This window comes from Rhodoflexus caldus (assembly GCF_021206925.1).
Taxonomy (GTDB): Bacteria; Bacteroidota; Bacteroidia; order Cytophagales; family Thermoflexibacteraceae; genus Rhodoflexus; species Rhodoflexus caldus.
This window is the reverse complement of sequence record NZ_JAJPRF010000005.1, coordinates 177,057-203,557: the sequence shown is the minus strand read 5'-3', so window position 1 is coordinate 203,557 and position 26,501 is coordinate 177,057. Positions and strand designations below refer to the sequence as shown.

23 protein-coding genes are annotated in these 26,501 nt (G+C 49.6%); 16 read left to right on the top strand and 7 right to left on the bottom strand.

Features of this window, described 5'->3' with window-relative positions; translation table 11 throughout:
• Positions 1 to 888, top strand: coding sequence for an FKBP-type peptidyl-prolyl cis-trans isomerase (locus NDK19_RS08450; RefSeq protein WP_250631435.1), 888 nt, complete (start codon positions 1 to 3; stop codon positions 886 to 888).
• Between the two features lie 70 nt (positions 889 to 958).
• On the opposite strand, the gene NDK19_RS08445 is transcribed toward NDK19_RS08450, so the two are convergent.
• A complete protein-coding gene (locus NDK19_RS08445; RefSeq protein ID WP_250631434.1) occupies positions 959 to 2,071 on the bottom strand; it encodes a HesA/MoeB/ThiF family protein in 1,113 nt (370 codons plus the stop codon).
• A gap of 62 nt (positions 2,072 to 2,133) precedes the next feature.
• Between NDK19_RS08445 and NDK19_RS08440 the strand changes: the two genes are divergently transcribed.
• Together NDK19_RS08440 and NDK19_RS08435 are read left to right on the top strand one after the other, a co-directional pair.
• The gene (locus NDK19_RS08440) at positions 2,134 to 2,469 is read left to right on the top strand and encodes a YbaB/EbfC family nucleoid-associated protein (protein ID WP_250631433.1); all 336 of its coding nucleotides are present in this window, start codon (positions 2,134 to 2,136) and stop codon (positions 2,467 to 2,469) included.
• Positions 2,470 to 2,490: 21 nt separating this feature from the next.
• A complete protein-coding gene (locus NDK19_RS08435; RefSeq protein WP_250631432.1) occupies positions 2,491 to 3,528 on the top strand; it encodes a glycosyltransferase family 2 protein in 1,038 nt (345 codons plus the stop codon).
• Here NDK19_RS08435 and NDK19_RS08430 read toward each other — a convergent pair.
• Entirely contained in the window at positions 3,525 to 3,743 is a 219-nt protein-coding gene (locus NDK19_RS08430) for a PspC domain-containing protein (RefSeq protein WP_250631431.1), read from the bottom strand. The genes NDK19_RS08435 and NDK19_RS08430 overlap by 4 nt on opposite strands.
• 169 nt (positions 3,744 to 3,912) lie before the next feature.
• Here NDK19_RS08430 and NDK19_RS08425 point away from each other — a divergent pair, with 169 nt between their 5' ends.
• The 3 genes from NDK19_RS08425 to dinB are packed head-to-tail and all read left to right on the top strand — an operon-like array spanning position 3,913 to position 7,058.
• Complete coding sequence (locus NDK19_RS08425) at positions 3,913 to 4,893, top strand: pyruvate dehydrogenase complex E1 component subunit beta (RefSeq protein WP_250631430.1); 981 nt, start codon at positions 3,913 to 3,915, stop codon at positions 4,891 to 4,893.
• A 51-nt stretch (positions 4,894 to 4,944) separates the two neighbouring features.
• A complete protein-coding gene (locus NDK19_RS08420; RefSeq protein WP_250631429.1) occupies positions 4,945 to 5,838 on the top strand; it encodes a PIG-L deacetylase family protein in 894 nt (297 codons plus the stop codon).
• Positions 5,835 to 7,058: a DNA polymerase IV gene (gene dinB, locus NDK19_RS08415; RefSeq protein WP_250631428.1), complete on the top strand. Its 1,224-nt coding sequence runs from the start codon at positions 5,835 to 5,837 to the stop codon at positions 7,056 to 7,058. Before NDK19_RS08420 ends, dinB begins: the two co-directional genes overlap by 4 nt.
• Here dinB and NDK19_RS08410 read toward each other — a convergent pair.
• The 3 genes from NDK19_RS08410 to NDK19_RS08400 are packed head-to-tail and all read right to left on the bottom strand — an operon-like array spanning position 7,047 to position 10,046.
• Positions 7,047 to 7,838: a hypothetical protein gene (locus tag NDK19_RS08410; RefSeq protein WP_250631427.1), complete on the bottom strand. Its 792-nt coding sequence runs from the start codon at positions 7,836 to 7,838 to the stop codon at positions 7,047 to 7,049. The two genes, dinB and NDK19_RS08410, sit on opposite strands and share 12 nt — an antisense overlap.
• Entirely contained in the window at positions 7,828 to 8,706 is an 879-nt protein-coding gene (locus NDK19_RS08405; protein WP_250631426.1) for a YicC/YloC family endoribonuclease, read from the bottom strand. Before NDK19_RS08405 ends, NDK19_RS08410 begins: the two co-directional genes overlap by 11 nt.
• A complete protein-coding gene (locus NDK19_RS08400) occupies positions 8,703 to 10,046 on the bottom strand; it encodes an alkaline phosphatase D family protein (protein ID WP_250631425.1) in 1,344 nt (447 codons plus the stop codon). Before NDK19_RS08400 ends, NDK19_RS08405 begins: the two co-directional genes overlap by 4 nt.
• 118 nt (positions 10,047 to 10,164) lie before the next feature.
• Here NDK19_RS08400 and NDK19_RS08395 point away from each other — a divergent pair, with 118 nt between their 5' ends.
• Positions 10,165 to 10,803 (top strand): class I SAM-dependent methyltransferase, encoded by a 639-nt coding sequence (locus NDK19_RS08395; protein WP_250631424.1) that lies wholly within the window; start codon positions 10,165 to 10,167, stop codon positions 10,801 to 10,803.
• Here NDK19_RS08395 and NDK19_RS08390 read toward each other — a convergent pair.
• Complete coding sequence (locus NDK19_RS08390) at positions 10,800 to 12,200, bottom strand: glycosyltransferase (RefSeq protein ID WP_250631423.1); 1,401 nt, start codon at positions 12,198 to 12,200, stop codon at positions 10,800 to 10,802. The two genes, NDK19_RS08395 and NDK19_RS08390, sit on opposite strands and share 4 nt — an antisense overlap.
• 91 nt (positions 12,201 to 12,291) lie before the next feature.
• Positions 12,292 to 16,266, bottom strand: coding sequence for a DUF748 domain-containing protein (locus NDK19_RS08385; RefSeq protein WP_250631422.1), 3,975 nt, complete (start codon positions 16,264 to 16,266; stop codon positions 12,292 to 12,294).
• A 375-nt stretch (positions 16,267 to 16,641) separates the two neighbouring features.
• On the opposite strand from NDK19_RS08385, the gene mraZ reads away from it, so the two are divergent.
• From mraZ to NDK19_RS08340, 9 genes are all read left to right on the top strand, one after another.
• A complete protein-coding gene (mraZ, locus tag NDK19_RS08380) occupies positions 16,642 to 17,097 on the top strand; it encodes a division/cell wall cluster transcriptional repressor MraZ (RefSeq protein ID WP_250631421.1) in 456 nt (151 codons plus the stop codon).
• Positions 17,094 to 17,999: a 16S rRNA (cytosine(1402)-N(4))-methyltransferase RsmH gene (gene rsmH / locus NDK19_RS08375; RefSeq protein ID WP_250631420.1), complete on the top strand. Its 906-nt coding sequence runs from the start codon at positions 17,094 to 17,096 to the stop codon at positions 17,997 to 17,999. The genes mraZ and rsmH overlap by 4 nt, the downstream gene beginning before the upstream one ends.
• Before the next feature lie 51 nt (positions 18,000 to 18,050).
• On the top strand, positions 18,051 to 18,401 hold the full coding sequence (locus NDK19_RS08370) for an FtsL-like putative cell division protein (protein ID WP_250631419.1): 351 nt from the start codon (positions 18,051 to 18,053) through the stop codon (positions 18,399 to 18,401).
• A 123-nt stretch (positions 18,402 to 18,524) separates the two neighbouring features.
• The gene (locus NDK19_RS08365) at positions 18,525 to 20,621 is read left to right on the top strand and encodes a penicillin-binding protein (protein ID WP_250631418.1); all 2,097 of its coding nucleotides are present in this window, start codon (positions 18,525 to 18,527) and stop codon (positions 20,619 to 20,621) included.
• A 46-nt stretch (positions 20,622 to 20,667) separates the two neighbouring features.
• Positions 20,668 to 21,087 carry a hypothetical protein gene (locus NDK19_RS08360; protein ID WP_250631417.1) on the top strand — a complete coding sequence of 140 codons (420 nt, stop codon included), beginning with the start codon at positions 20,668 to 20,670 and terminating at the stop codon, positions 21,085 to 21,087.
• A gap of 106 nt (positions 21,088 to 21,193) precedes the next feature.
• The gene (locus tag NDK19_RS08355) at positions 21,194 to 22,657 is read left to right on the top strand and encodes a UDP-N-acetylmuramoyl-L-alanyl-D-glutamate--2,6-diaminopimelate ligase (RefSeq protein ID WP_394801679.1); all 1,464 of its coding nucleotides are present in this window, start codon (positions 21,194 to 21,196) and stop codon (positions 22,655 to 22,657) included.
• An 8-nt stretch (positions 22,658 to 22,665) separates the two neighbouring features.
• Positions 22,666 to 23,883 (top strand): phospho-N-acetylmuramoyl-pentapeptide-transferase, encoded by a 1,218-nt coding sequence (mraY, locus tag NDK19_RS08350; RefSeq protein ID WP_250631416.1) that lies wholly within the window; start codon positions 22,666 to 22,668, stop codon positions 23,881 to 23,883.
• 4 nt (positions 23,884 to 23,887) lie between these two features.
• Positions 23,888 to 25,213, top strand: a complete 1,326-nt coding sequence (gene murD / locus NDK19_RS08345) for a UDP-N-acetylmuramoyl-L-alanine--D-glutamate ligase (protein WP_250631415.1) — start codon at positions 23,888 to 23,890, stop codon at positions 25,211 to 25,213.
• A 65-nt stretch (positions 25,214 to 25,278) separates the two neighbouring features.
• The gene (locus NDK19_RS08340; RefSeq protein ID WP_250631414.1) at positions 25,279 to 26,484 is read left to right on the top strand and encodes an FtsW/RodA/SpoVE family cell cycle protein; all 1,206 of its coding nucleotides are present in this window, start codon (positions 25,279 to 25,281) and stop codon (positions 26,482 to 26,484) included.
• The last annotated feature ends 17 nt before the right edge of the window (positions 26,485 to 26,501 follow it).

Genomic DNA, 26,501 nt, shown 5'->3' with positions numbered 1-26,501 from the left:
ATGTTCAAATCTTTTGTTTCCGTTTCATTCGCCATTGCTGCATTGGCTGTTTTTACAGGTTGCGGCCAAGGCGGTAAAATCCAAACTTTGCCTAACGGCTTGCGCTACGCCAAGCACACTGATAACAAAGGCGAAAAAGCCAAAGACGGCGAATACATGTCGCTGCACTTCCAAATGTGGGGTACTACTCCCGAAGGTAAAGACACCCTGCTTCAAAACACTCGAACCATTGGCGAACCTATGATTGTTATGCCTAACAACCCTGCCTTGGGACGTATCGGCAAAGGTTTGCAGGAAATGGTGAAAGGCGACAGCGTGTCGTTTTATGAGTCTATTGACTCACTCTACGGCCAAATGGTGCCTCCGTTCCTGAAAAAAGGCAGCGATATTCGCTTTGATATGAAAATTTTGGACATCATGAACCAGCAGGCACTGGAAGCCATGATGAAGAAGCGTCAGGAAGAGCAAGTGCGCAAAGACGAAGAAGCCATTAAAAAATTCCTTGCCGACAAAGGTATCACCAACGCACAGCGTACCGAATCAGGTTTGTACTACACCATCGACAAAGAAGGTACAGGCGCACAACCTAAAAAAGGTGATGAGGTACAAACACACTACACAGGTTCAATTGTGCCTACGGAGAAAAAGTTTGACTCTTCGTTAGACCCCGGACGCGGTGAGCCGTTGAAATTTTTCTGCGGTATGGGTCAGATGATTCCCGGTTTTGACGAAGGCGTTATGCTGATGAAGCAAGGCGGCAAAGCTACTTTCTATCTGCCTTCGGCATTGGCTTACGGCCCGCAGTCTCCTTCTCCTGATATCCCTGCCAACAGCATTTTGCGATTTGAGGTAGAACTGGTTTCAGTAAAACCTGCGCCTGCTAAGTAAGAAAGGTTAAGTAGCAGTAAAAAAAATCCTGTCGCGTGCAAAAACCCGACAGGATTTTTTATTGGCCTACTCAATACGTCGGCATGGTATTGTCCACTTCCAATGCCCAAGCGTGCACCCCACCCGCCAGATTGTAGAGTTTGCCCTGATGTCCCGTAGCTTCCAGATAGTTAATAACGTGTGCACTGCGCACGCCGTGATGACAGATAACCACCATATCCATATTTTGCGGCAGTTCGTGGCTGCGCGCCGGAACCTCGTGCATAGGTATCAACACCGAATTTGCAATATGGCAAATGGCAAATTCTTCAGGCTCGCGTACATCAAGCAGAAAATAAGCAGAGCCTTTGCTTAGTTGCTGATATAATTCTTGTGGGCTGATGGTTCGCATAGCAGGTTTTGCAATAGTCTGACAATCAGTAGTGTATTGCTTTTCTATACGTATTTTTCGCTTGTTGGTTTGCGGCTTTATCAAAAAAATATGCTTGCTGTTGTTCAGTAAATCAACAATGAGCAAGCGCCCGTCTAAGGGGTTGCCTGTTTGTGCGATAATTTTGACAGCCTCGTTTGCCTGATAAAGGCCAATCAGCCCTGCAGTAGTGCCCATTACGCCTGCCTCTGCACAGTTTTGGATAGCACCTTCGGCAGGGGGCGTAGGAAACAGACATCTGTATGTTGGTGAGTTTTCGTGCAAGTTGAAAACGCTCACCTGCCCCTCGAAGCGGTGGATAGCCCCGTAAACAAAAGGTTTGCCCAGTTCCGTACACACATCATTAATCAGATAACGGGCTTCGAATCGGTCGGTGCAATCCATGACGAGGTCATAGCCCGATGCAATGCTTGCCGCATTTTCGGGTGTGAGAAATTCCGTAAAAATGCTGATTTGGATAAACGGATTCCGCTCGCGCAGCAAAGCAGCGGCAACGGTTGCCTTGGGCTGCCCTACGTCGGTGTAGCGATAGAGTATCTGCCGATGGAGGTTGTGAGCCGCTACGGTGTCGCCATCGACAATGCCCAAGTGCCCGATGCCTGCCGCCGCAAGGTACAGCAGCACGGGGCATCCCAAGCCCCCTGCGCCAACAACCAATACCCGTGCATTGCGCAGTCGCTGTTGTCCTGCATCACCAATTTGCGGGAGCAGTAACTGCCGCGAATAGTATAAACGCTCGTCCGATGTAAGCATAGCCGCTGCTGACAATTCCGCCTGATTGGCTTAACTTTGCCAAAATTAACACAAGGTTTGCGATGTTTGATATGATGAAAATGCTCGGCAAGGTAAAAGAAATGCAGAGCAAAATGGCAGAAGCTCAGGAACAATTAGGAAATATTATAGCCGAAGGCGAAGCAGGCGGTGGCATGGTAACTGCTAAGGCCAACGGCAAAAAGCAATTGCTTTCCGTGCGGATTGAAAAAGACCTTTTGAAGCCCGAAGATGCCGATATTTTACAAGACCTGATTGTGGCAGCGGCCAACAAGGCATTGGAAAATGCCGAAGAACAGGCAAAAGAGTATTTGAGAAAACAAACCGAAGGATTCATTCCCAATATTCCGGGCTTAGACCTGGGCGGCCTGATGCGATAGCCGCAGGTATAACTGTCGGACATGGAACAACCAACAATGCCTTCGGTCGCCATTGTCATTCTCAATTACAATGGCGCTGCCCTTTTGCCCGAATATTTGCCTTCTGTATTGCAAAACACCCCGCCGCAGGTACGGATTATTGTAGCAGATAACGGCTCTACCGACTGTTCGCTGCAATTGCTCCGCAGCAGTTTTCCCTCTGTGGAAATTATTGATTTGCAGCATAACAGCGGCTTTGCGCAAGGTTATAACTTGGCTTTGCGGCAAGTAAAGGCAGACTATTACCTCTTGCTGAACTCCGATGTGGAAGTAACCCCACACTGGCTCGAGCCGCTGTTTGCCACCATTGGCAGCAACCCGCAGGTTTTTGCTTGCCAGCCTAAAATCCTCTCCAAACGCGAACCGCAGTACTTTGAATACGCCGGTGCGGCGGGTGGCATGATAGATGTACTCGGCTATCCGTTTTGTCGGGGAAGGCTGTTTCATACTACTGAAAAAGATGAGGGGCAATACAACGGTACAAAGTCCGTTTTCTGGGCAAGCGGCGCATGTATGCTTGTTCGCGCCGACCTTTTCCACAGTCTCGGCGGATTTGACGGCGACTTATTTGCCCACATGGAAGAGATAGACCTGTGCTGGCGCGCCAAAAATGCAGGATACAGTGTGCTCTATTGCTCCGAAAGTACGGTTTACCATTTGGGCGGCGGCACGCTCGCTTACCAAAATCCCCGTAAAACGTACCTGAACTTTCGCAACAGTTTAGTAGCGCTGATTAAGAATGAGAATCCTAAACATCTGTGGGTGAATCTGTTTGTGCGGATGTGTTTGGATGGCATTGCAGGTGTCCGATTCTTCCTGCAAGGAGAGTGGAAACATTTGTGGGCGGTGCTGCGCTCCCATTTTTATCTGTATGCCAACATCGGTCGGTTGAAAGCAAAACGGGCACATGCACAACGCACTGCCGTCGCCTTCCAACATCCCGAACGATGGAAGGGCAGCATTGTGTGGGCTTATTTTGTCAAAGGTATTCGGCGGTTCAGCGATTTGCGGGCAGGCTAAACGCCCCTCAGCGGATTGACATATTGGCGCACATACCGACGTACATTCAACCAAAATGCCATGACCAGATAAACAAATATGGGCGAGCCAAAGGTTAGAAAAGATAAGTAGATGAAATACAGGCGGATGCGGCTGATGGAAATACCGAATCGCTCACCTATGTAAGAACAAACGCCGAACAACTGCTGCTCCCAGAAAAATCTCAGGCTTTTCATACTTGCTCAATATTAGTGTAAATCCGAGAAACACCGAATCAAAATACCTGTTAAATTGCGGTTAAATTCAACGGCAACACAGGCAAAAGATTAACTATCAAGGCGTGTCGCTTGTTTTTTAACCGTGAGTATAAGAATTTAGCTGTTCAATCACAAACCATAAACACGAATGAGAGTAATTCAGTTCAGAGAAGCGCTCAGGGAAGCTATGTCGGAAGAGATGCGCCGCGACCCGCGCGTATTTCTCATGGGTGAAGAAGTGGCCGAATACAATGGCGCATATAAAGTAAGTCAAGGCATGCTCGATGAGTTCGGACCTGAACGAGTGATAGATACCCCTATTGCCGAGCTCGGATTTGCAGGCATTGGCGTAGGTGCGGCCATCAACGGTCTACGACCCATCGTAGAGTTTATGACTTTCAACTTTTCGCTGGTAGCGATTGACCAAGTAGTGAACTCGGCGGCTAAAATTTTGCCTATGTCGGCCGGTCAATACGGCTGCCCCATCGTTTTCAGAGGCCCTACGGGCAATGCAGGGCAATTGGGTGCACAGCACTCCCAAAACTTTGAAAACTGGTATGCCAACACACCGGGGCTGAAAGTAGTTGTTCCGTCTAACCCTTACGATGCCAAAGGTTTGCTGAAATCGGCCATTCGCGATGACGACCCCGTGATATTCATGGAGTCGGAACTCATGTACGGCGATAAAGGCGAAGTGCCTGAAAGTGAGTATCTTATACCGATAGGGCAAGCCAAAGTAGTGCGTGAAGGCAGCGATGTTACGCTCGTTTCATTCGGTAAAATGATGAAAGTAGCCTTGAACGCTGCCGACGAAGCGGCCAAAGAAGGCATCAGTGCAGAAGTGATTGACCTGCGCACCGTTCGCCCGATTGATTATGCTACTGTGGTGAACTCCGTAAAGAAAACCAACCGATTGGTGATTGTGGAAGAAGCGTGGCCGCTGGCATCTATTTCTACCGACGTAGGTTTTCAGGTGCAGCGCATGGCGTTTGACTATTTGGATGCTCCCGTGCTGCGCGTAAACTCTATGGATGTGCCTTTGAGCTATGCTCCAACGTTGATAGAAGCCGTATTACCCAACGTGAAGCGCACCATGCAAGCCATCAAATCGGTTTTATACCGCAACTAAGGCATAAAAAGCATGTAGCCTGCTATATAAACTCTGTCAAAGTTCCGAACTTTGGCAGAGTTTTCTTTTTACAGCCATATGCGGATGTTCCTGAAAGTCATTGTCATACTCCTGCTGTCGGTGGCGGCATTGCTGAGTTTTTTTGTGCTGTATTTTCGCTATCAGTTGCAAAAGCATCGGCAGCCCGTACCCATTTATCAGGCATTTCCCTTACCTGATGCGGCACGCACGGTTATGATTGTATTTGCGCATCCCGATGATGAAATAGCCATTGCCGGAACGCTTGCCCAAATGAAGCAACAACGCAATTTGCAGATAGTAGGCATTTACCTCACTGCCGGTGAGGCAGGCAAAACGGGGGGACTTGTTCCCAAAGAAAAATTGGCAGAAACCCGCACCAAGGAACTGCAACAGGCAGGGGAAATCCTTGGCTTTCGGCAGCTCGAAATGCTGGGATTCCCCGATAGCGGTTTGAAAAACACTTCGCCCGATACGGTAAAAGCCGCCCTGCTGGCTGCGATTGAACGCTATCGGCCGGAGGTCATCATTTCTTTTGATGACAAAGTGGGGCTGTATGGCCACCCCGACCACCTGCATACAGGCCGATGGGTGTTGGAGTTGTGCCGCCAACGAGCCGACTCCGCAAACTTTCCCGTGCAGCAACTGTACTGCCCTGCGCTGACCGATGGCATGATTGAACTTGCAATGACTATTTCGCAAACTTTCAAACGAAATTATCCGCAAGACCCGGCCAAAGGACTTCCGCCCCCCGATTTTGGCATCCATATCAGCCAACAGGGCGAGGAGAAATTACGGGCGATTCAGGCGCACCGCACCCAGAAGCACATCTTTGATGATGTTTTTCCTTTTCACGACCGCATCAGTCCGCGGTGGTACTTCCGACTGTTTGGTGAGGAATACTATGCACTCATCTGGAAAAAATGACAGACACGCGCCATACTTCCCGCTGTATTGTCCACTTTGATTTAGACTCCTTTTTCGTGTCGGTTGAGCGGCTGAAAAATCCTGCACTTGTGGGAAAACCTGTTATCATCGGCAGCAAGGAGGGGCGTGGTGTGGTTTCTTCGTGCAGCTACGAAGCGCGGCAATACGGCGTACACTCGGCAATGCCCGGGGTGCAGGCCTACCGCCTTTGTCCGCAAGGTATCTTTGTCCGCGGCAGTATGAGCGATTACGGCCATTACTCGCGCATGGTGCGAGATATCATTGCTGCCGAAGCACCCGTTTTTGAACAGGCTTCCATTGACGAGTTTTACCTCGATTTGAGCGGCATGGAGCGATTTTTCCACCCCGTGGAATGGACGCAACGGCTGCGGCAGCGCATCATCCGCGAAACAGGGCTGCCAATTTCCTGCGGCATGGCAAGCAGCAAAACGGTGGCAAAAGTTGCTACGGGACAGGCAAAACCTAACGGCGAAAAATTTATTCCTATGGGCGAGGAAAAGAGTTTCCTTGCTCCGCTGCCGATAGACAAACTGCCTTTTTTGGGTGGAAAAACAGGCGAGCAACTGCGCAAGATGGGGTATCACTACCTGCGCGACATCCAGCAGGCAGCCCCCGAACACTTGCAGCAACTTTTGGGTAAACACGGGCAATCTGTTTGGGAGCGTGCCAACGGCATTTGCCACAGCCAAGTGGCCGCCTACGACGAGCGCAAATCCATTTCCAAAGAGCACACTTTTGAGGAAGACCACACCGACCTGCGGCTGATAGATACGATGTTAAAGGGCATGGCAGAAAAACTGGCCTTCAAACTGCGGCGGGCAAAACTGATGACGGGCTGTGTAGCGGTCAAAATCCGTTACCCGGGCTTTGACACGCACACCAAGCAGGTAACTATTCCTTACACAACCGATGATTTTCGCCTGATGACAGTTGCCACAGAACTGTTCCGGCAGTTGTACAACGGCAAACCCGTTCGGCTGATTGGCTTGCGATTCAGCAACTTGATGGAGGGCAACCTGCAAACCAATTTGTTTGAGGACAATATCAAGAACAGCAAACTGTATGCGGCGCTTGACCGCATCAAAGAGAAGCACGGGCAGGCGGCGGTTAATCGTGCTTCGGGCTGGATGCGCCAAACCCCCGAAAGCAGCACGCCCAACTTCTTTCAAGTTTCGGACGAAGATTCATCAATAGAGTAGCATACGCATCTGTTCTCGGTTTTCTATCGGTTGCAGGTTGAGCAGCAGGTGCAGCCGCAAACCGATAAGGGCTGTATTCAGGTTGAGCCGCCGTTCGGGTTCTATCACGTTGCCGTTGGCATCAAAGCGCCCGAGCGCAATGAAATACCCCGTGCTTTGCGCAAAAAATACCCCTATGCTGTAATTTTCTTTGGGAAACCACGCCAATTCGGCTTGTGCTCGCGTTTGGTCAATGGTGCGCGGATAGATATCGCTGCGCGGGAAAATGTTGGCCTGATAGCTGACAACAGGGCGAAGGATGGATTGCGTACCTATTGAAAAATTGCGTGCAATACCTGCCGTCAGTCCGAAAGCATGGTAGTAATCCCTTCGGGAAGGAGCACCTATCAGGCGGACAAGGTCGCTTTGCAAAGTGTAAGAGGCCTGTTTCAGCAACTGCCATTTACCGATTCGCCCCGTGTGGCTGCCGTTCAGGCTGTATGAAAATCGGTTCAAGTCGTTGCCCAGCAGCGAAGGAATGACACTGATGCCGGCAAACCAGTGGCGTGTCAGGCGTTGTTCATAACCCAACACCGCTGAAAACCCCTGTTGGTTGAGTGCCTGTTGCACCTGTGCATACAAAAAACTGCCGCTCTTTTGGTAGTGTTCGGCGTTGGCAGTGGCAAAAAATACGGGCTTTTCAGCCCAACTGCGCACCAAAGGCAGGTTGGGCTGTGCCTGTATCATCGTGATGGGCAGTAAAACAACTACCGCAAAAGCAGCAAACGGCTTAAAGCACATTGTTGAGTTGCTCTTTGATTTTCTCGAGTTCTTCTTTCATCACAACCACTAACCGTTGTAAAGCCGCGTCATTTGCCTTAGAACCGATGGTGTTGATTTCCCGCCCCATTTCTTGTGCAATAAAATTGAGTTTTTTGCCGTTGGAAACGGGCTCATCCATCACCTCCAAGAAATAATCCAGATGGCTTTTCAGGCGCACTCTCTCCTCGGCGATGTCCAATTTTTCAGCATAAAAAAGTAATTCCTGCTCAAAGCGGTTTTCATCAAACGCATTTTTTTCAATCAATTCGCTGACCTGTTGCCTGATTTTTTCGCGGATGTGTGCCATGCGCTTAGGGTCTTCCGCATCAATGGTTGCCAACTGGCTGCGAATGGTCGCTATACTGCCTTTCAGCATTTCTTCCAGTGCCTTCCCTTCCTTTGCGCGAAAGGCATCGCACAGGGCGGTTGCTTGGCTGATGCCTTCCCAAACCGCTTGCCATTCGCTTTCGGAAGCAGGTGTGGGGTTAGCCTGTTCGTAGGCATCGGGCATGGCGAGCGCCAACCGCAGTAAATCGGGGCTGTCTGCTCCCAGCAGCTCGGCCGTTTCTTTCAGGTCGCGGTAGTATTGTGCTACCAGCAAACGGTTGATTTTGACACGCCCTTCAGCCTCGGTTTTGCGTGTGTAATTAACCACCACGCTGATTTTTCCGCGCTCCAACTGTTGAGCGATGTAGTTGCGAACCTCAATTTCTTTATCGGAAAAAATGTGGCCGATTTTTGTAAAAAGGTCTAAACTTTTGGAATTCAGCGATTTTACTTCTACTGTCAGGCTGTGTTGGTCGTTGTCGGTTTGTATGGCACCGTAGCCGGTCATGGATTTAATCATCGGGTATAGCTGATTTCTTTCGCTGTAATGTCTTTTGTCCACTGCTCTTTGCCGCTGTGGTCAAACACTCGGATAGTCATTTTGCGGTCGGTGCGTGGCCCTGTAATTTCTATGGTGGCAAAATTGCGGTCATTCACCATCGTACCCGGTACGCGCAGCGGGTTAATGTCGGCCACGTTGGTTGAAGGGCCGGCAGTCAGCGGCGAAACGGTCAGGTCGTAGAGTGCCGACATGCGGTCGTTTTCTTTGAGCATGGTCAGCTCGGTGTGGTGGCGGTCGCCGCTGATGAAGAATACGCCATTGATGCGGGCATCGCGAATGGCTTGCAGCAAGCGGGCGCGCTCTTCGGGATAGGTGGCGTAATTTTCAAACACTTGTGCCGGATTCAGCACCTGACAACCGATAACTACAAATTTAAAAGTAGCGTTGCTGGCAATCAGCGCATTAATCAGCCAGTTGATTTGTTCATCGCCCAGCATTTGGCGCGGCATAATGTGGTTGTCGTTTGCGGTGCGGAAATAGCGGTTGTCTAAAAGGAAAAACTCTGCATCAGACCAACGGAAGGAGCCGCTGATACCTTTGCCGCCTGTGCCGGGGCCGTAGTTAGGGTTTGCCCAAAACAGTTTGAAAGCCTCTTCGGTGTATTGTTTCAACACATAACTTCCATCGGAATCGTTCGGGCCAAATTCGTGGTCGTCCCAGATGGCATAGTGGTGTACCGAACCTAACAGCGGTTGCATTTCTTTGTTGGAGCGCGTGTGCGTATTGCGGTACAATATGCCTGTTCTTGAATCAAAATCGGGTTCGCGCAAGTACACGTTATCGCCGCCCCACATCATAAAATCGGGCTTTTGCTCATAAATTTTGGTAAATATGCCGTAATTATTGCCATAGCCTCTGCCCGGGCGGTCGTTGATGGAGTCATTGATATGGTTGCAACTGCCCAGCGCAAACTTGAAAGCGGGAGGGTCGGTGCGATATTGCCACAAAACCTGACTCTGAAACTCCAGCGGATAGTCGCGTGGCACTTTTTTGCCGTTGATGAACAGTTCGTAGGCGTATTTTTTGCCCGGTTGCAACTCATCGGCAATGAGTTTGGCCGTGTAGGCTTCCGATTTTTTGGTGGTGTAGCTTTCGGTGCGGTAGCGTTTCTGAGGGGCAGCTTTGTCCCAATACTCAAAATAAACGGTAGCAGGTGCGGTAGTTTGTACCCACAAGGCCGTTTCGTTCATGGCCGAGTAGCCCACCATAGGGCCTGACTTTAACAAAGTAACATTCTGTGCGAAGGCGACAGCGTTCAGTAGCAGACAGGCAAACAGTGCGGAAAATAAATGTTTCATTGCAATTGGGATGTGAATAAAATTAATCTTCTAAATGAATGAGGTATTTGCCGGCAGATATGGCAATTTGTTGCAGCCATGCTGCCAAATCAACAGAAACAGTTAAATTAGCAACCCTATGAATGATGCAAATATAGATTTTTATCGGCGGATAGGCGCAAACAAGTTACGTGAAATGGCCGCTTTGCAAGGCCTTTCACAGGGGCCTGAAATACCGCTGTTGATGCCGTATATACAAAATGCCGACCTGCTGATTGAAATTGGTGCAGGCTACGGAAGAATAGTGAAAGCCCTGAAAGCCAATGGTTTTCAGGGGCGGATTGTTGCACAAGAACGTTGCCCCGAGTTGTGCCGCGTGCTGCGGGAAGATTGTGGCGACGAGGCCGAAATATTTGAAGCCGACATTAAGCGCAGGCAATACTCGCAAAGTCCCGATGCGTTGTTGTGGATGTGGTCGGGTATTTTGGAGTTTACGCCTCAGGAACAGCAGGCAGTTATCAACCAACTTTTTCATCACCTGAACCCGGGCGGCATATTGGTAATTGAAATTCCGCGCGAGATACGCTACGTAGGCAAACCCGTAGATGAGCGCAAAATTGTGGTTGATACCGAATGGGGGAGAATAGATGCTTATCTGCCTTCAGAGGAGGAGCTGCTTACCTATGGCAAAAATGCAGGTTTTAACCACCTGCAAACCATTCACTACCAAACCGATAGCGGATTGAAGCGCAGTATGTACATTTTCGGAAAAAATTAATCAGCCTTTTTTTTGAGTAAATAGCGATACAGTGCCATTACTTGCATCGCCGCATCGTCCCAACTCATTTTACCGATGGTGCGGCGGTTTTCCTCGGAAAGTACCTGTGCCAGTGCCGGATTGTTCAGCAAGGCAAGGATGTAATGTGCGAAACGGTCGGTATCCCAGTAGTCGGCTTTGAGCACAAAGTCCAGCACCTCGGCAACCCCCGACTGTGCGGAAATAACCGTAGGTACTCCGGCCAGACCTGCTTCTAGCGCAGAAAGCCCGAAAGGTTCGGAGGCAGAAGGCATAAAGTAAACGCTTGCCGTGCGCATCAGCGCCGCCACTCGGTCGGGGCTTAGAAAGCCCGCCAAAATGAAATTGGCACCGATACCCCGATTGACCACTTCCGAGGCCAGCCAATTTGACAAATCGCCCGTGCCTACTACTACAAAAATTACTTCGGGGTCTTGTGCGATGATTTTTTCGGCAGTTTCCAGCAGGAAATCAGGCCCTTTCTGATAAGTTACTCTGCCTACGAACAGCACCATTTTGCGCTTGGGAGCTTCGGGCGCTATTTCGGGGGGAGCAATGGCATGCCCTAATAAGCCCTCATCGGGATTAATCGCATTGTAAACCACATGCACCTTGCTGCCGTCTATATTCGGGTAGTACTCAGCGATGCGGTTTTTGGTATAATGGCTGACAGGAATGACCAAATCGGCCTCTGTCATACCGATGTATTCAATCTTGTAAATGGCATTTTCCGTGTGGCAGGCTGCCGGGCCGTAGCGGTCGGTTTCCAGCGAATGGATATGGGCAACCAGCGGGATACCCAACTTGTGTTTCAATGCTACGCCGGCTTGCATGGTCAGCCAGTCGTGTGTATGGATGACGTCAAAAGTTCTGCCTTCCACTAATTGCAACACGGTTTGTGTGAAGGTAAGGACTTTTTCCATCGTATTGTCGCCGTAGGCTTCGCCCGAAGCAAACAGGGTACGGATTTGCCGAGCGCTCATTTTATCGTTTGCCGCCTCATTTTCGGCAAGTTGAGGCGTTTCTTGGGGCGCGAGCAGTTCGGGGGAGTCATCGGTTTCTACCATCACCGTACGCCTCACGGGCACGGGGTAGGGGCTGAGTTCGGTGGTGATGAGCATAACTTCTGCAAAAGCACCATAGGCGGTCGCCTTGCCGGGCAAGTTTGTTGCAATGGTTTCATCTGTTGCCATGCGATTAATGGCAAGTGTTTCAAAGCCATCGGGCATTGCTGCCTGTTCGGGCAGATAAGGCACTATCACAGTCAGGTCTGCATATTTGCTGATAGCTTTTGCCAACTGATAGGTAGCCAGCCCCAGCCCTCCTGAAATAGCCGGCGCAAATTCCCAGCCGAGCATCAATACCTTTGGTCGCACCACAGTGTTTGCAGGAATAGTTTAGATTGCTACTGAATTAATTACTGATGCAAATAACGCATATTTCACCGAAAAACTGACAGGTTGCGGTTGCTTAGTCTTGTCTTTCGGCACGTTCGCGCATTTGTTGCCGCCATTTGGCCTGTGTGCGCTGGCTGATGCCGATGCTGCTGAGTGCCCCATTGACCACAATGCGCCCCCAATAAGAAAACAGCGATTTTTCGGGCTCGCGTGCTTGGGCTATGTAGCCGCTTTTGCCTTTGTAGAGTTTAATCCGTCGGTTTTTATTGCGAATCAGTGTGTTGGCAAGTATGGTCAGCAGCGGGCTATTTTTGGTAATAATCTCGTCCTGACCGGTGGTTTTTCTGCTTAACACTCTGAATTTTAGGTTTTTGTAGTAAAGCCACATTTTGCCGGAGGCTTGGTCGCGGTCTGCCGTTACCATCATGCTGCCGTTGTTGATTTGTCCGCGGTTAATCCGAATGCCAGCCAGCGGTTCTGCCATGCCGTTGAATACAGATAAAGGAATAGTGTCAAAGGTTGCCTCAATGCGATGCATCCCTCGGTCATTACCTGCGGCAAAATAGATGTCCAAATCCATTTCGCCTCGGCCTTCCGGAGCCGCATTCAGGCGTAAATAGACGCTGTCGGTGGGGGCAGGGCGGTTGTTCAGCCCGTAGAGATATCCGCTGATGTTTTGCAAACTGAACGAGGCGATTTCGTGGCGGCGCGTTTTCTCTTGGTAATACAGGTTGCCGTTGAGCAACTTTACTGTATCTATCCGCACAGGCAGCGCCATTTGTTTGAATTTTTCCAACGGAAAGAGGCGGTCTTCTTTCAAACGCTGCATGTTTTTGTCCAGAAACACATGGCTGTTTACGCCGTTTAACACGGCAGATGTGGCAGCAAAACCTTCACCGGCAAGCAACTTTTGCCATTGCGGCGCATAGACAATTGCCCGATGCGCCTGATAGATATTGTAACTCCGCTGAAACGGATAGCGTCGGTAAAACTCTTTCACAGGCATAGCGGGGCGAAAACTGACGGAGTCTGCCTGCAACTGTTGTGTAACGGGCTCATAAAACAACGTGCCGACTTGTAACATATCGCGTCCGTTGGGCAACAACCATCGCAGATTGCCCACATGCGCACGAAAAAACGGCTGCTGATTATCGGTAAAAGGTTGTTCTAAGCGCAGCAGATGGATGTCAGCACTCAGTTGCTCGCCGCTTAGGCGGGTGCGCTGAATATCTACGCTGCCAATGCGCGGATGTGCGATGGGTGGTAGTGATTGCCGTACCGAATCGGGATGCAGGCGGATTGCCCCGTCGGCAAGCACAAGGTTGCCAATTGCGGGCAGGCTGTTTGGCAGCCATTCTTTATCGGGTAATGCCAGTGATGCCTGTTGAAAAGTGCCGTCAAAGTCCTTGTGTATCAGTTGCAAATCGGTGAATGTGAGCAGTTGCGCGGCAGTATCTGCCAGATGCGCTTCCGAAAAGCGAAGTTCAACAGGTTGCAGCCGAAGTGCCGCCAACCCTGCCCGAAAAGCATTGATTTGATGAATGGCCACAGCCGAAGGACTCATGCGCAATCCTGCCAGTTGGCCGTATAACTGCCGTACTTGCAAACGATTGACAGGTAAATCCAAACCGAAACTATCGCTTGTTACCGTCAGCGTATCTATGCGGAGGCTGTCAAAAAAAGACTTGCCTGCCTGCAATGCCCTGCCTATGAAATAACCGTTGAGTTGTTGAACCTCTAAGGTGTTAATTTTCAAATATTTATCATTCCATGTGGCAGCATCCCAACCGCGTATGGCCAGCTTTTGCAAAGCAACCAAAGCCGAATCGCTGCGGGTGGTATTAAGCGTAAACCGATGCAATAAAATACTGCCGTCTTCGGTATCTATCAGCGGGAGATGAGCGGCAAAACGGTAGCCTGCCCAAGTGCCTTGCAGCGCGGCTGCCTCCTGACGTATCACCGGCAGCGAATCGGGTTGAAAAACCAACGTGCCGTTCATGCCCCACAATTCCGCCATATCTCCTGCTTGCCCTTTAACAGTCAATGAGGATTGCTCGGTAACAATTGTTCCCCGTAAGTTGCGGGCCAACGACTGATTGGCCGATTGTCCGCGCCCCATGAGCAATTGCAAATCGGCACCTGTCAGTCGCAGCGTATCAAATACAGGCTGAGGCTCTTTGCTCATCAGGTCTTTCATGAGCAGGTTTTTCAGCAAAAATTGGCGAATAGTACCTGCTATCGGCGCAGCTTCCGCGGTTCGCGGGGCAATGACTACGCCCTTGCCATCGGCCTGCAACAGCCCTTTGTGGGTGCGTATGTGCATGTCTGCCGATTGCAGATTTTGGTGTTCGTTTTGCCAAATAGTTTCACGAACGAAAAGGTCGGTGGTTGCCTGTGGCAGTTGTTCTGCCCACAAAGACGGATTGTCGGACAAAGAAAGCCTGCGCATATGCAAGCGACAACCTTTCAGGTGCAGACTCTGCCCTGTGCCGGTTAGCAATACATCCCCTTCGGTTATTCGGAAATCATCTATCAGGATGTTTTTGATTTTGCGCAGTTTGTTGCTTCTTGGTTTAAATTCTTGTCGACCAGCAAGGGTCATCTGTCGGCGAACGGCGGGTCTTATCAAATGTACATACTGAAAATCAGGTACTTCTCCGGTGGCAAACTGCTCCCAACGATACAATCGGGCTGCCAGCGAGTCTGTACTGAACTGCTTGTGAAATCTGCCGCCGTGCCATTCGTTGAAAGCGATGCCCGAAGCGTGCACCTCTGCCGGATGCGATGTGAGTTTAAAATAACGCATCTGCACCATGTAGAGGCTGTCCCCGAAAAAAAAGCGCTGGTTGCGCAGTGTTAATTCCGCATTTCGCAAAGCAGGAAAACCGGCAGTTTCCGAGGTATCAGGCACGGCAAAAGCGAACGAATCCAGCGCAAAATCTACTTGCGGCAACAGTAATTTGGGTTGCCTGCCTTCATTCAATACAAATGCCCCCTTCGCAAGCCTGAATTTTTCTATGGCGACACTGTCAAAAATTGCCGCCATGATTTTCAGAAAAGTGCGGTCTGCCTGCCAAGACTTACCCGCAGGCTTTTTGCTTTTGCGAGCCGCCCGTGCAATGGCAATGTCCGGCTGTTGAATATTTAAATTTTTGATAATCAGTTTATTGTCATTGTAAGCAATGGCGAAGTCCACCCCTTGAAAACTTAATTCGGGCACACTCATTCGGTAAGCATTTTCAGAATCGGGCAAACCGTTGCGGGGCAATAAACGAAAGTTGCGGAAGGTAATAGCCGCCTTTTGCGTACTGATTTCCAACTTGTCAAAAGTAAACGCATGAAGGCTGTCCGGCAGCATAATTTCCTGACCGTCAATGCTCAGGTCAAAACCATCGGCATAGAAAATTTTCTTTTTGTTGTGTGCAGAGGCAGAGTCAATAACCAGATTTTGCAATACGAAATTGACGTGCCGCAGTTGGTAGTCGGACGTGCGGTTTGCGCCATGGTGCACAAAAGCAAGCGAAGCCTGATACAAGGCAAAGTGGCGAATTTGAAACTTGTCCAAATAGTTTCTGATGAGCAGGTACAGATTGCCTGTTTGGCGGGAAAAAGTAAATCCCTTTTGTTCGCGGTCGGCAAAGTTCTCTACTTTTATTTCAGGTTTGATAAGCGTTAAGCCTATAATTTTCAACTCTTTGGTGAAATAGATTTGCCACAGGCTTTCTGTTTCTAATGAAACCGATTTGACACGAAGCCTGTAACGGTTAGCGGTGGTGCTCGTGTCCTGCTTATGAGGGAAAATAGCCAGCCCGCTAAGTTGTAACCTGTTTTTTAATACCTCAAACTGCAAATCCTCATAGCTTACGCCATAATTGCCCCGTGTTTCTTGTGCAATCAGCGCTACGATTGCCTGCCCCAGCAGTCGGTCGGTGTAAGATTGTACCCATTTTGCAACAAGAAAAGCAAGCGAAAAGACCACCAGACCTGCTATCATCCGAAAGCGCTTACGTTTCCTGAATAAGTACATAAAACCTGAGTGGCGAATCATAGCTGTAAAATCAACTGCTTTATACTGCAAGTAGCAATTCTAAAACTTGTGTAAGGGTGTGTTTTTTGGGAAATGCTCTCACAAATTAAAAATACATTGCCACGAATACAAAAGTTAAAGTTTAAGTTTAAAAGTAAGTTTTTAAATAACTGTAAATCAGTATTTTAATATTTAATTTTTGGGTTTTCTGCAATTAAGAAAATTAAGACATCGGCAATAAAAAGGTCATTTTTAGTGTAAAAGTGGCGTTAAAATTGCGCATTGTGGGATAAAAAGAGCAAAAAGTGGTAAAAAGTGGTAAATTGTGGTTGATTTTTAAAAATGAATTCTTAGCTTTGTCTTAAAAAGTTAAAGTAATGCTTTAAGCGCAAAAAGATGCCTGCATTTAGTGGCGAATATGAATGTAAGTTAGATGCCAAAGGGCGATTGGTTTTGCCGGCCAAAATCAAGGCGGCACTGCCTCCCGAATCGGCAGAAACCATCGTGCTGACGCGTGGTTTCGAGCCTTGCATCATCTTGTATTCATTGGTTCACTGGAAAGAACTTTCCGAGCGGGTCATTGCCCTCAACGAATTTGTGGAAGAATACCGCACGTTTCAGCGGAACTTCTTTCGGGGCAATACCGAAGTGGAGTTGGATTCGGCAGGGCGTTTTTTGGTGCCGCGTACAATGCTGAAGTATGCCAATATTGAGAAAGACGCTATCGTAGTCGGTGCGGGCAATCGCGTAGAAATTTGGCAACCCGATGCATACGAGGCCGCGCTGGTGCAGGACTCCAAGCAGTTTTCGCAAATGGCAGAGCGTGTTTTTGGTAGGGAGGGCAATTTATGAGCGAATACCATATTCCGGTGCTTTTGCAACCAAGCGTAGAGGCATTGGTTACCGACCCGAACGGCACTTATGCAGACTTTACTTTTGGCGGCGGCGGCCACAGCCGTGCGATCATTGAAAAACTTGACAAAGGGCGGCTTTTCGCTTTTGACCAAGACCAAGACGCAGCAGAACAGGCAGCGAAAATCAACTTTGAAGGTTTTACCTTCATTAAATCCAATTTTCGCTTTGCCAAACGCTACTTAAAGGTCTATGGCGTAACGGCATTAGACGGCATTTTGGCCGACTTGGGTGTTTCTTCGCATCAGTTTGATGAAGCAGAACGGGGCTTTTCCATCCGATTTGATGCGCCGCTAGACATGCGAATGGACAGAGAGCAACCCGTTTCGGCAGCCGATATAATTGCCAATTATGATGCAACGGCACTGCATAAAATGTTGGGGCGCTATGGCGAAGTAACCAACGCCAAAACACTGGCAGAAGGCATCGTTTCGGCAAGGGCGCGCAAACCTATTCAAACCATTGCCGACTTGCTGGCAGTCTTGGAAAAATTTGCCCCCCGATTCAGGGAGTACAAGTATTACGCGCAGGTTTTTCAGGCATTGCGCATTGAAGTGAACGATGAAATGGGGGCGCTGCGCGACATGCTCCATCAGGCAGCAGAGTTGCTCAAACCGGGTGGCAGGCTTGTAGTGCTTTCCTACCATTCGCTGGAAGACAGGTTGGTGAAAAATTTTATTAACAAAGGAAAATTTGAAGGAGAAGTAGAAAAAGATATTTACGGCAATGATATTAAACCATTCAAAGCACTCAACCGGCAGGTAATAGAACCTTCGGAAGAGGAAATAAAAATGAATAATCGTGCCCGTAGTGCGAAAATGCGTGTCGCAGTCAAGATATAGTTTGCGTACGATGCTTACGGCATTTTTATAAACAAATAAAAAAATTAGCATATGGCAGTAGCAGTAAACAGGCCAAAAAGGCAACAGCAAGGCGCTCAGGGTAGCCTGTTTGCGCAAGTGCAGACGGTGCAATTAGGGAAACTTTTCAACGGGTGGATGGGCTATTTTTTACTCATCGCCTTGTGCGGGCTTCTTTACATCGCCAACCTGCACTATGCCGACCGAAGTGTACGGACACTGAATCACTTACGCAAAGAGGTGGCCGAGTTACGTACCGAATATACCATGCTTCGTGCACAATTTATTTTGGGCAGCAAACGAAGCATCATTAAAACAAAGGTCAATCAATTGGGACTGACCGAAAACGAAAAGCCCGCCTATGAACTGGCGGCTGATAAGTAGCAATAAATTTACCCCTTATTGCTGTACTACTTCAACCCGATTAACCAAATAAATACGTTCCAAAACCGACTAAGACCTGACAAAGGCCTGATGAATTTTTGTACCATTTAAAAACAGGAAAAAGTGAGCAAAAGCATTCGCAATTCTATTTTGTCGCGTGTACGCCTTGCCTTTTACGGTATGGTAGGCATTGCCGCCCTCGTCCTGTTTAAAATTCTGGTGATTCAGGTTTGGCAGGGCGAACTTTGGGAGAAAAAGGCCAGTGAAAACGGCGTATCCTTCCAGACCATTAAAGCCAACCGAGGCAACATTCTGGCAGATGACGGCAGCCTGCTGGCAACCAATTTGCCCTACTACCGCCTTGCCATTGACCCCTATTTCCCCAAGGATACTGTCTTCAACCAGTATGTAGATACATTGGCTGCACTGTTGGCACAGCGATTCGGAGAAAAGTCAAAAGAGCAATGGGTGCTGGAGCTCAAAACAGCACGTGCAGACAAAAAACGCTATAAAATTTTGACCAAAGAACCTTTTGACCACTTACTGAAAGATGAAATCAGTGTTTGGCCAATGGTTAGCATGGGTAAAAAGGCCGGCGTTTTCTTTGAAAAAACAGAGCGCCGTTTCCGTCCTTTTGATAATCTGGCACGCCGTACCATCGGTTTTGTACAGCAAGACAGCGGCAGAAACATTTTCGGGCGCGGTTTGGAGTTCAGTTTTCAGCATGTGCTGGCCGGGCGCGATGGGCAGGCGATTTTCCAAAAAGTGGGTGCCGAACAGTGGAAACCTATCAACGACGGCTCCTACATCCGCCCCGAAGACGGGTTAGATATTCAGACGACCATCAATGTGGACTTGCAGGCACATGCCGAGCAGGCATTGCAAAAAGTACTGGCTGCCAAAAATGCTGATTTTGGTTCGGTCATAGTCATGGAAGTTAAAACGGGCGCTATTAAGGCTATCGTCAATTTGAGCAAAGACAAAAAAGGGGAGTTCGTAGAAGACAATAACTATGCGGTTGCAGGCCTTGCCGAGCCGGGTTCAACCTTTAAAATTGCTACGATGGCAGCCCTATTGGAAGAAGCCAATATCAACCTTGATGACACTGTTCAAACAGGTGATGGCACGTACCGATTCTACGGGGATGCCGTTATGACGGATACCAAAAAAGGAGGCCACGGACGGCTGACCGTTAAGCAGGTATTTGAACTGTCCTCCAACATTGGTACGTCTAAGTTGGTTTTTAAGTACTTCCGCAAGAATCCTGAAAAGTTTGTGGAGTATTTAGACAAGTTTGGGCTTACGCAAAAGTTGGATTTTCAGATGCTGGGCGAGCCTGCGCCATTTGTAAAACGTCCGAGCGACCCTACATGGAGCGGCGCTACGTTGCCATGGATGTCTATTGGTTATGAGTTGAAATTAACGCCGCTGCATACGCTGACTTTTTGCAATGCCCTTGCCAACGACGGCTATATGGTAAAGCCGTACATCGTCAAGCGCGTGCTGAACGGCAACAACGTAGTGAAAGAGTTTGAAACGGGTGTCAGAGGCAGCAGGCTTGTATCTGCCAACACTGTGGCCAAGATGCGCGAGTTGATGATAGGCGTAGTAGAAAACGGCACGGCCAAAAGCATTCGCAGCGACTATTTTAAAATGGCAGGTAAAACAGGTACTTCCGAAAAAGTAGTGGGCGGCTCTTATACCGAACAACACTACACCTCTTTTGTAGGCTATTTCCCTGCCGAAAACCCCATGTACAGTTGCATAGTCATTGTAGATAATCCTGACGGGGGCTATGGCGGAACGGCTGCTGCTCCAGTGTTTCGGGATATTGCCGACTTTGCATATTCGCAGCGCCTGACCCGCGAGCTGACTCCCAATGCAAAAATAGCAGACGCATTGCCGCCTGTTCCCAAGTCAGCGTATCAGGCCGACCTCAACTTGCTGACAGAGAAATTCGGTATCAAAAAAACAGTACAAACAAAAGAACCGTGGGTGTATGTGCGCACCGCGGGCGATACATTGAAAATGTTAGGGCATAAAATGGAAGCGAATGTAGTGCCCAATGTTGTAGGGATGACCATGCGGGATGCTGTTTATATATTGGAAAATAAAGGATTCAAGGTGCTTTTCACCGGCAAAGGCAAAGTAAAACAGCAGTCTGTATTGGCAGGAACTAAATTTACCAAAGGAGAAAGAATACTCCTGCGGCTGGGCTAATTTTTGCGGTATATTGGTCAATTTTTCACTCAAAAACCATTTAACAATGAAAAAGAAACTCATTTTCACACTCTTATGGTTGGGCTTATCGCTCGGGCAGGCTTTTGCCGCAACAGCGCCCAAGGCAATGAATGTACAAATGGAGGAAGCCAATGCGGCAAAGGCACAAATTGAACAATTAATGCAGCCGCAAGCACTGACAGAGGCTAAGTCCGACAAGCGCAAGTTCCGCCTGATTGAGAAAGCACAACAGCAAATGGATAAGTTGGTGGAAAAAATGCGCAAAGTAAAGCGTCCTGTAGATGACCTTGGCAGCCTGCTGACTACTATCGGCATCATCCTGATTATTGTCGGTTTGGTGGGTATTATTCTGGGCGTGCTGGGCATTGGCGGAGGTTATCCTGCCGGCGGCGGTGCACTGTTCTTGGGCTTGGTGCTGTACCTGATTGGCAAGTACGCGCTGTAAGAGGATATTTTGAACTTACTGAACAAACCTGACGGGTTTTGAAAACCTGTCAGGTTTGGTTACAAAAAAATCAGGTGATTGACATATACACAAACTTTTGACGACTATTAAAACATTAGCTGACATACTGACCGCCGTTACGCCCCTGCAAGTGCAGGGCAACGCTGCCGTTCCTATCGGGCAAATCGTTTTTGATTCCCGAAAAGTGGCAGCGGGCGATGTTTTTGTGGCGGTAAAAGGCACACAATCCGACGGGCACGCCTTTATTCCAACGGCAATGGAGCGCGGTGCAGCGGCTGTTGTATGCGAAACCCTCCCTGAAACGGGAACTGACAATTGCTGCCTTGTGCAAGTAGCCAACAGTGCCGAAGCACTTGGCAAATTGGCAGCGGCTTACTACGATTTTCCTTCTAAAAAGCTGAAAATCACGGGCATTACGGGCACAAACGGCAAAACCACAACCGTAACGCTCTTACACCGGCTTTTCACCAAATTAGGCTATAAAGTCGGGCTGATTTCCACTATTCGCAACCTGATTGGCGAAACGGAAATCCCCGCTACACATACCACACCCGATGCCGTGTCGCTCAACGCCTTGCTGGCACAGATGGTAGCAGAGGGCTGCACACATGCATTTATGGAGGTGAGTTCTCACGCGCTGGTGCAATACCGCACCGCAGGGCTAACCTTCACGGGGGCGATTTTTTCCAACATTACCCACGACCATTTAGACTATCACGGCACCTTTGATGCTTATATCCGCGCCAAAAAAATGTTTTTTGACGGCTTGGATAAAGAATCGTTTGCTTTGGTTAATAAAGACGACAAACGCGGCTCTGTGATGGTGCAAAATACGCGCGCCCGCGTTTATACCTTTGCCCTGCATTCGCCCGCCGACTTCAAAGGCAAGGTGCTGGCAAACACCGTTCGCGGGTTGCAAATGGAAATCAACGGTAGGCAGGTTTGGTTCCGCCTCATCGGTGAGTTCAACGCCTACAACCTGCTGGGCATCTATGGCGCTGCCGTGCTGCTGGGCGAAAAACCCGAACCCGTGTTGACTATACTCAGCGAATTGGACAGTGCGCAAGGGCGCTTTGACCGCGTGGTAGCTGCCAACGGCACCACTGCAATTATTGACTACGCGCATACGCCCGATGCACTGAAAAACGTTTTGCAAACCATTCAGTCGCTGCGCGGGCAAGGCAAAGAAGCAATTATCACCGTGGTAGGCTGCGGCGGCAACCGCGATGCAGCCAAACGCCCTGTGATGGCGGCAATCGCCTGCCAATTCAGCGACCGAGTGGTGCTCACTTCCGACAATCCGCGCTTTGAAAAGCCCGAGGCAATTCTGGCGGATATGGAAAGGGGCGTACCTGCCGATGCCGCCGACCGTGTGCAAGTCATCACCGACCGCAGGCAGGCAATCGCAACGGCTGTTGCCGAAGCAAAAGCAGGCGACATCATCTTGATTGCAGGCAAAGGACACGAAGACTATCAGGAAATTGAGGGCGTGAAATACCCCTTTGACGATAAAAAAATTGCAGCCGAATATTTACAGAACCTAAACTAAGCTGACAAGTGCTCTACTATCTGTTTCAATATCTGGACGAACAATTCAACCTGCCGGGGGCGGGCTTGTTCCAGTATATTTCTTTCCGGGCAGGTATGGCTGCGGTTGTTTCGCTGCTGATTGGGATGACTTTCGGTGAACGCATCATCAACTACCTGCGCCGTCAGCAAATCGGCGAAACCATCCGCGAGTTGGGCTTGCAGGGGCAAACCGAGAAAAAAGGAACACCAACCATGGGCGGGCTGATTATTCTGGCTGCCATTCTGATTCCCGTGCTGCTCTTTACGCGTCTGACCAACGTATATATTGTGCTGCTGCTCATTACCACTGTTTTTGCGGGGCTGATTGGCTTTGCCGACGATTACATCAAAGTTTTTCTCAAAAACAAAGAAGGACTCAAAGGGCGGTTCAAAATCGTGGGGCAGGTTACGCTGGGCATCATTGTAGGCACAACGCTCTACTTCAACGAGTACGTAGTCGTGCGCGACTATGACGACAAGGTAACTACCGAAAATGTCATGTTGGCAACCCGACAAGGCAAATTTGAGGATGTTAAGTCCACCAAAACCACCATTCCGTTTGTCAAAAACAACGAGTTTGATTATGCCGACATCTGGCCGGTAGCTAACGATGCCTTCCTGTGGGTGTTGTACGTAGGCGTGGTAACGTTCATTATCACCGCTGTTTCCAACGGGGCCAACATTACCGACGGCTTGGACGGGCTGGCAGCGGGAACTTCCGCCGTCATAGGCGTTACGCTGGCTGTGCTGGCGTACGTTTCGGGCAACGTGCTGACGGCTAAGTACCTGAACATCATGTACATACCGCATACGGGCGAGCTGACTATTTTCTGCCTTGCCTTCGTGGGGGCGTGCATCGGTTTTCTTTGGTACAATTCTTACCCCGCGCAGGTGTTCATGGGCGATACGGGCAGCCTCATGCTGGGCGCGTTGATTTCCGTTATCGCCGTAGCCATTCGCAAAGAGTTGTTGATTCCCGTTCTGTGCGGCGTTTTTCTGGTGGAAAATCTGTCGGTCATGATTCAGGTGTCCTATTTTAAATACACCAAAAAGAAATACGGCGAAGGGCGGCGCATTTTCCTTATGTCGCCGCTGCATCACCATTTCCAAAAGAAGGGCATTCACGAGGTAAAAATCGTGAACCGCTTCCTGATTGTTCAAGTGTTACTTGCATTGTTTACGGTTATTAGTCTGAAAATCAGATAGCGATATGAAAATTGCAGTGTTAGGTGCAGCCGAAAGCGGCGTCGGAGCGGCAGTACTGGCCCGACAGTTAGGGTACGAGGTGTTCGTATCCGACGGCGGCACCATTGCCGAACGCTATCGCCGTGAGTTGCAACAACACGACATTGCCTTTGAGGAAGGCACTCATACGTTAAAGCGCATCTTGGCAGCCGACCAAATCGTGAAAAGCCCCGGCATCCCCGATGCCGTTCCCGTAGTTGCCGCAGCCCTTGCCAAGGGTATCCCTGTGCTGTCCGAAATTGAATTTGCGGCGCGTTATACCCCCGCCCGATTCATTGCCATTACGGGTACAAACGGCAAAACCACTACCACGCTGCTCACCCATTACCTGATGAAAGCCACTGGACAAAACGTGGCATTGGCAGGCAACGTAGGCGAAAGTTTTGCGCGACAAGTGGCATTAGAGCGTTCCGAAGGCAGAAAAATTGATTGGTACGTGCTGGAAATCAGCAGTTTCCAATTGGACAATTGCTATACTTTCCGCCCCAACATTGCCGTGTTGCTCAACATCACGCCCGACCATTTAGACCGCTACGACAACAGCATGGAACTCTACGCGGCGGCTAAATTCCGACTGTTGCAAAAAATGGAGGCGGAAGATGCCTTTGTCTATTTTGCCCAAGACCCGATTCTTGCATCGGAGTTGGCAAAGCGCAGCATCGCCGCCCGTCAATACCCCATTACCGATGCGCAATTCGGTAACGGCACGCTCAGCGTTGGCGGCTATACCTTTGAGCGGCTGCCCTTGGTCGGTCGCCACAACATGATTAACATGGCGGTTGCCATTCAGGCGGTTCTGTTGGCAGGGGTGAGCGCAAAAGCCATTCAGGAAGCACTGCCCGGCTTTGTCAATGCCCCGCATCGCTTGCAGAAAGTACATGTTTATCAAGGAATTACGTTTATCAACGATTCCAAAGCTACGAACGTGGACGCTGCCATGTACGCACTGGATGCCTACCGCGAACCTATCGTATGGATTGCCGGCGGCAAAGACAAAGGCAACGACTATGACCTGATGCGCGACCTTGTCAAACGCAAGGTAAAAGCTCTTGTGTGCATGGGCGCAGATAACAGCAAGCTATACCGCTATTTCGCGCCGATTGTGCCGCAAATAGCCGATACGCACAGCATGGAAGAGGCAGTGGCTGCCGCTTACCGCTTTGCCGCCCCCGGCGATGTGGTACTGCTCTCGCCTGCCTGCGCAAGTTTTGACTTGTTCAAAAATTACGAAGACAGAGGGCTGCAATTCGCCGCCGCTTGTCGGAAACTGGGGGAGACCGTAACGACTTAACACGCTTTGTAAACCTGACGGGTTTCTAAAAAAACGTCAGGTTTGGACATAAACGAACAAAAAATATGGAAAACACAGCAAAACAAACGGCAGACGACAGCGGTCAAACCGTTGCCTTGCAGCGCAGGATAGAGCTGAAAGACATCTTTCAGGGCGACCCCGTGCTTTGGGGGGTGGTTTTTGCCCTTTCCGTCATCGGCATTCTGCTGGTGTACAGCGCGACGGGTACGCTGGCATTCCGCCGCATGGAGGGCGATACGGAAGCCTACTTGGTGCGCCATTCGCTGCTGGTTTTGGTCGGCTTCATTGCCATGTGGTTTTGCAGCCGCATAGATTACCGCGTCTATTCGCGCCTGTCGCGGTTTGCGCTGCTGCTTTCCGTGCCGCTGCTGTTGGTCACGTGGCGCTACGGCGTTACGCTCAACGATGCGACCCGCTGGATTACGATTCCGTATTTCAACCAAACCTTTCAGCCTTCCGACTTGGCAAAGTTTGCCCTTATTGTCAATGTGGCAAGTATGCTGGCAAAGCGTCAAAATGCTCTGCGCACCGATACGCAACGGGCTTTTACACCTATATTAATATGGTGCGGCGTGATTTGCGGACTCATCGGGCTTTCCGACCTTTCGGGGGCGGTGTTGCTCTTTGCAACCTGTATGCTGCTGATGTTCATCGGGCGTGTGCCTTCCCGCTACCTGACCTCTTTGCTCATCGTTGGTTTGCTGGCGGGTATGTTTGCCGTAGCCGTCGGTCAGCGCGGCGAAACTGCCAAAAATCGGATTCAGGCATTTTTTAACTTAGATGATATGCCTTTCCAAGCCGAGCAATCGCATATTGCCATTGCTACGGGAGGATTCATCGGCAAGGGACCCGGGCAAAGCACCCAGCGCAACTACATTCCGCACCCTTATTCGGACTTCATTTTTGCCATTTTGGTAGAAGAATACGGATTCATCGGTGCGGCAGTGGTCATTGGGCTGTACCTGACCTTGCTCTATCGTGGAATGTTGGCGGCTGCCAACAGTGAATTGGCATTCGGAGGATTGCTTTCAGCAGGTTTGAGTTTCAGTTTGGTCGTGCAGGCATTGGTCAATATGGGTGTTGCCGTGGGTATAGTGCCTATTACGGGCTTGCCGTTGCCGCTGATTAGCATGGGCGGAACGTCCATGTTATTCACGGGCGTATCTATCGGTGTGATTATCAGCGTGAGCCGTGGTGTGCGCACCATTAAACCGCTGGAAGTGCGTCAGGCGAGGTTGAGGTTTCAATAGGGGAGAGTTGGTTATTT

Coding starts and splice junctions, on each gene's coding strand:
- NDK19_RS08450 (WP_250631435.1), top strand. CDS start 1: ATGTTCAAATCTTTTGTTTCCGTTTCATTCGCCATTGCTGCATTGGCT.
- NDK19_RS08445 (WP_250631434.1), bottom strand. CDS start 2,071: ATGCTTACATCGGACGAGCGTTTATACTATTCGCGGCAGTTACTGCTC.
- NDK19_RS08440 (WP_250631433.1), top strand. CDS start 2,134: ATGTTTGATATGATGAAAATGCTCGGCAAGGTAAAAGAAATGCAGAGC.
- NDK19_RS08435 (WP_250631432.1), top strand. CDS start 2,491: ATGGAACAACCAACAATGCCTTCGGTCGCCATTGTCATTCTCAATTAC.
- NDK19_RS08430 (WP_250631431.1), bottom strand. CDS start 3,743: ATGAAAAGCCTGAGATTTTTCTGGGAGCAGCAGTTGTTCGGCGTTTGT.
- NDK19_RS08425 (WP_250631430.1), top strand. CDS start 3,913: ATGAGAGTAATTCAGTTCAGAGAAGCGCTCAGGGAAGCTATGTCGGAA.
- dinB (WP_250631428.1), top strand. CDS start 5,835: ATGACAGACACGCGCCATACTTCCCGCTGTATTGTCCACTTTGATTTA.
- NDK19_RS08410 (WP_250631427.1), bottom strand. CDS start 7,838: ATGTGCTTTAAGCCGTTTGCTGCTTTTGCGGTAGTTGTTTTACTGCCC.
- NDK19_RS08405 (WP_250631426.1), bottom strand. CDS start 8,706: ATGATTAAATCCATGACCGGCTACGGTGCCATACAAACCGACAACGAC.
- NDK19_RS08400 (WP_250631425.1), bottom strand. CDS start 10,046: ATGAAACATTTATTTTCCGCACTGTTTGCCTGTCTGCTACTGAACGCT.
- NDK19_RS08395 (WP_250631424.1), top strand. CDS start 10,165: ATGAATGATGCAAATATAGATTTTTATCGGCGGATAGGCGCAAACAAG.
- NDK19_RS08385 (WP_250631422.1), bottom strand. CDS start 16,266: ATGATTCGCCACTCAGGTTTTATGTACTTATTCAGGAAACGTAAGCGC.
- mraZ (WP_250631421.1), top strand. CDS start 16,642: ATGCCTGCATTTAGTGGCGAATATGAATGTAAGTTAGATGCCAAAGGG.
- rsmH (WP_250631420.1), top strand. CDS start 17,094: ATGAGCGAATACCATATTCCGGTGCTTTTGCAACCAAGCGTAGAGGCA.
- NDK19_RS08370 (WP_250631419.1), top strand. CDS start 18,051: ATGGCAGTAGCAGTAAACAGGCCAAAAAGGCAACAGCAAGGCGCTCAG.
- NDK19_RS08360 (WP_250631417.1), top strand. CDS start 20,668: ATGAAAAAGAAACTCATTTTCACACTCTTATGGTTGGGCTTATCGCTC.
- murD (WP_250631415.1), top strand. CDS start 23,888: ATGAAAATTGCAGTGTTAGGTGCAGCCGAAAGCGGCGTCGGAGCGGCA.
- NDK19_RS08340 (WP_250631414.1), top strand. CDS start 25,279: ATGGAAAACACAGCAAAACAAACGGCAGACGACAGCGGTCAAACCGTT.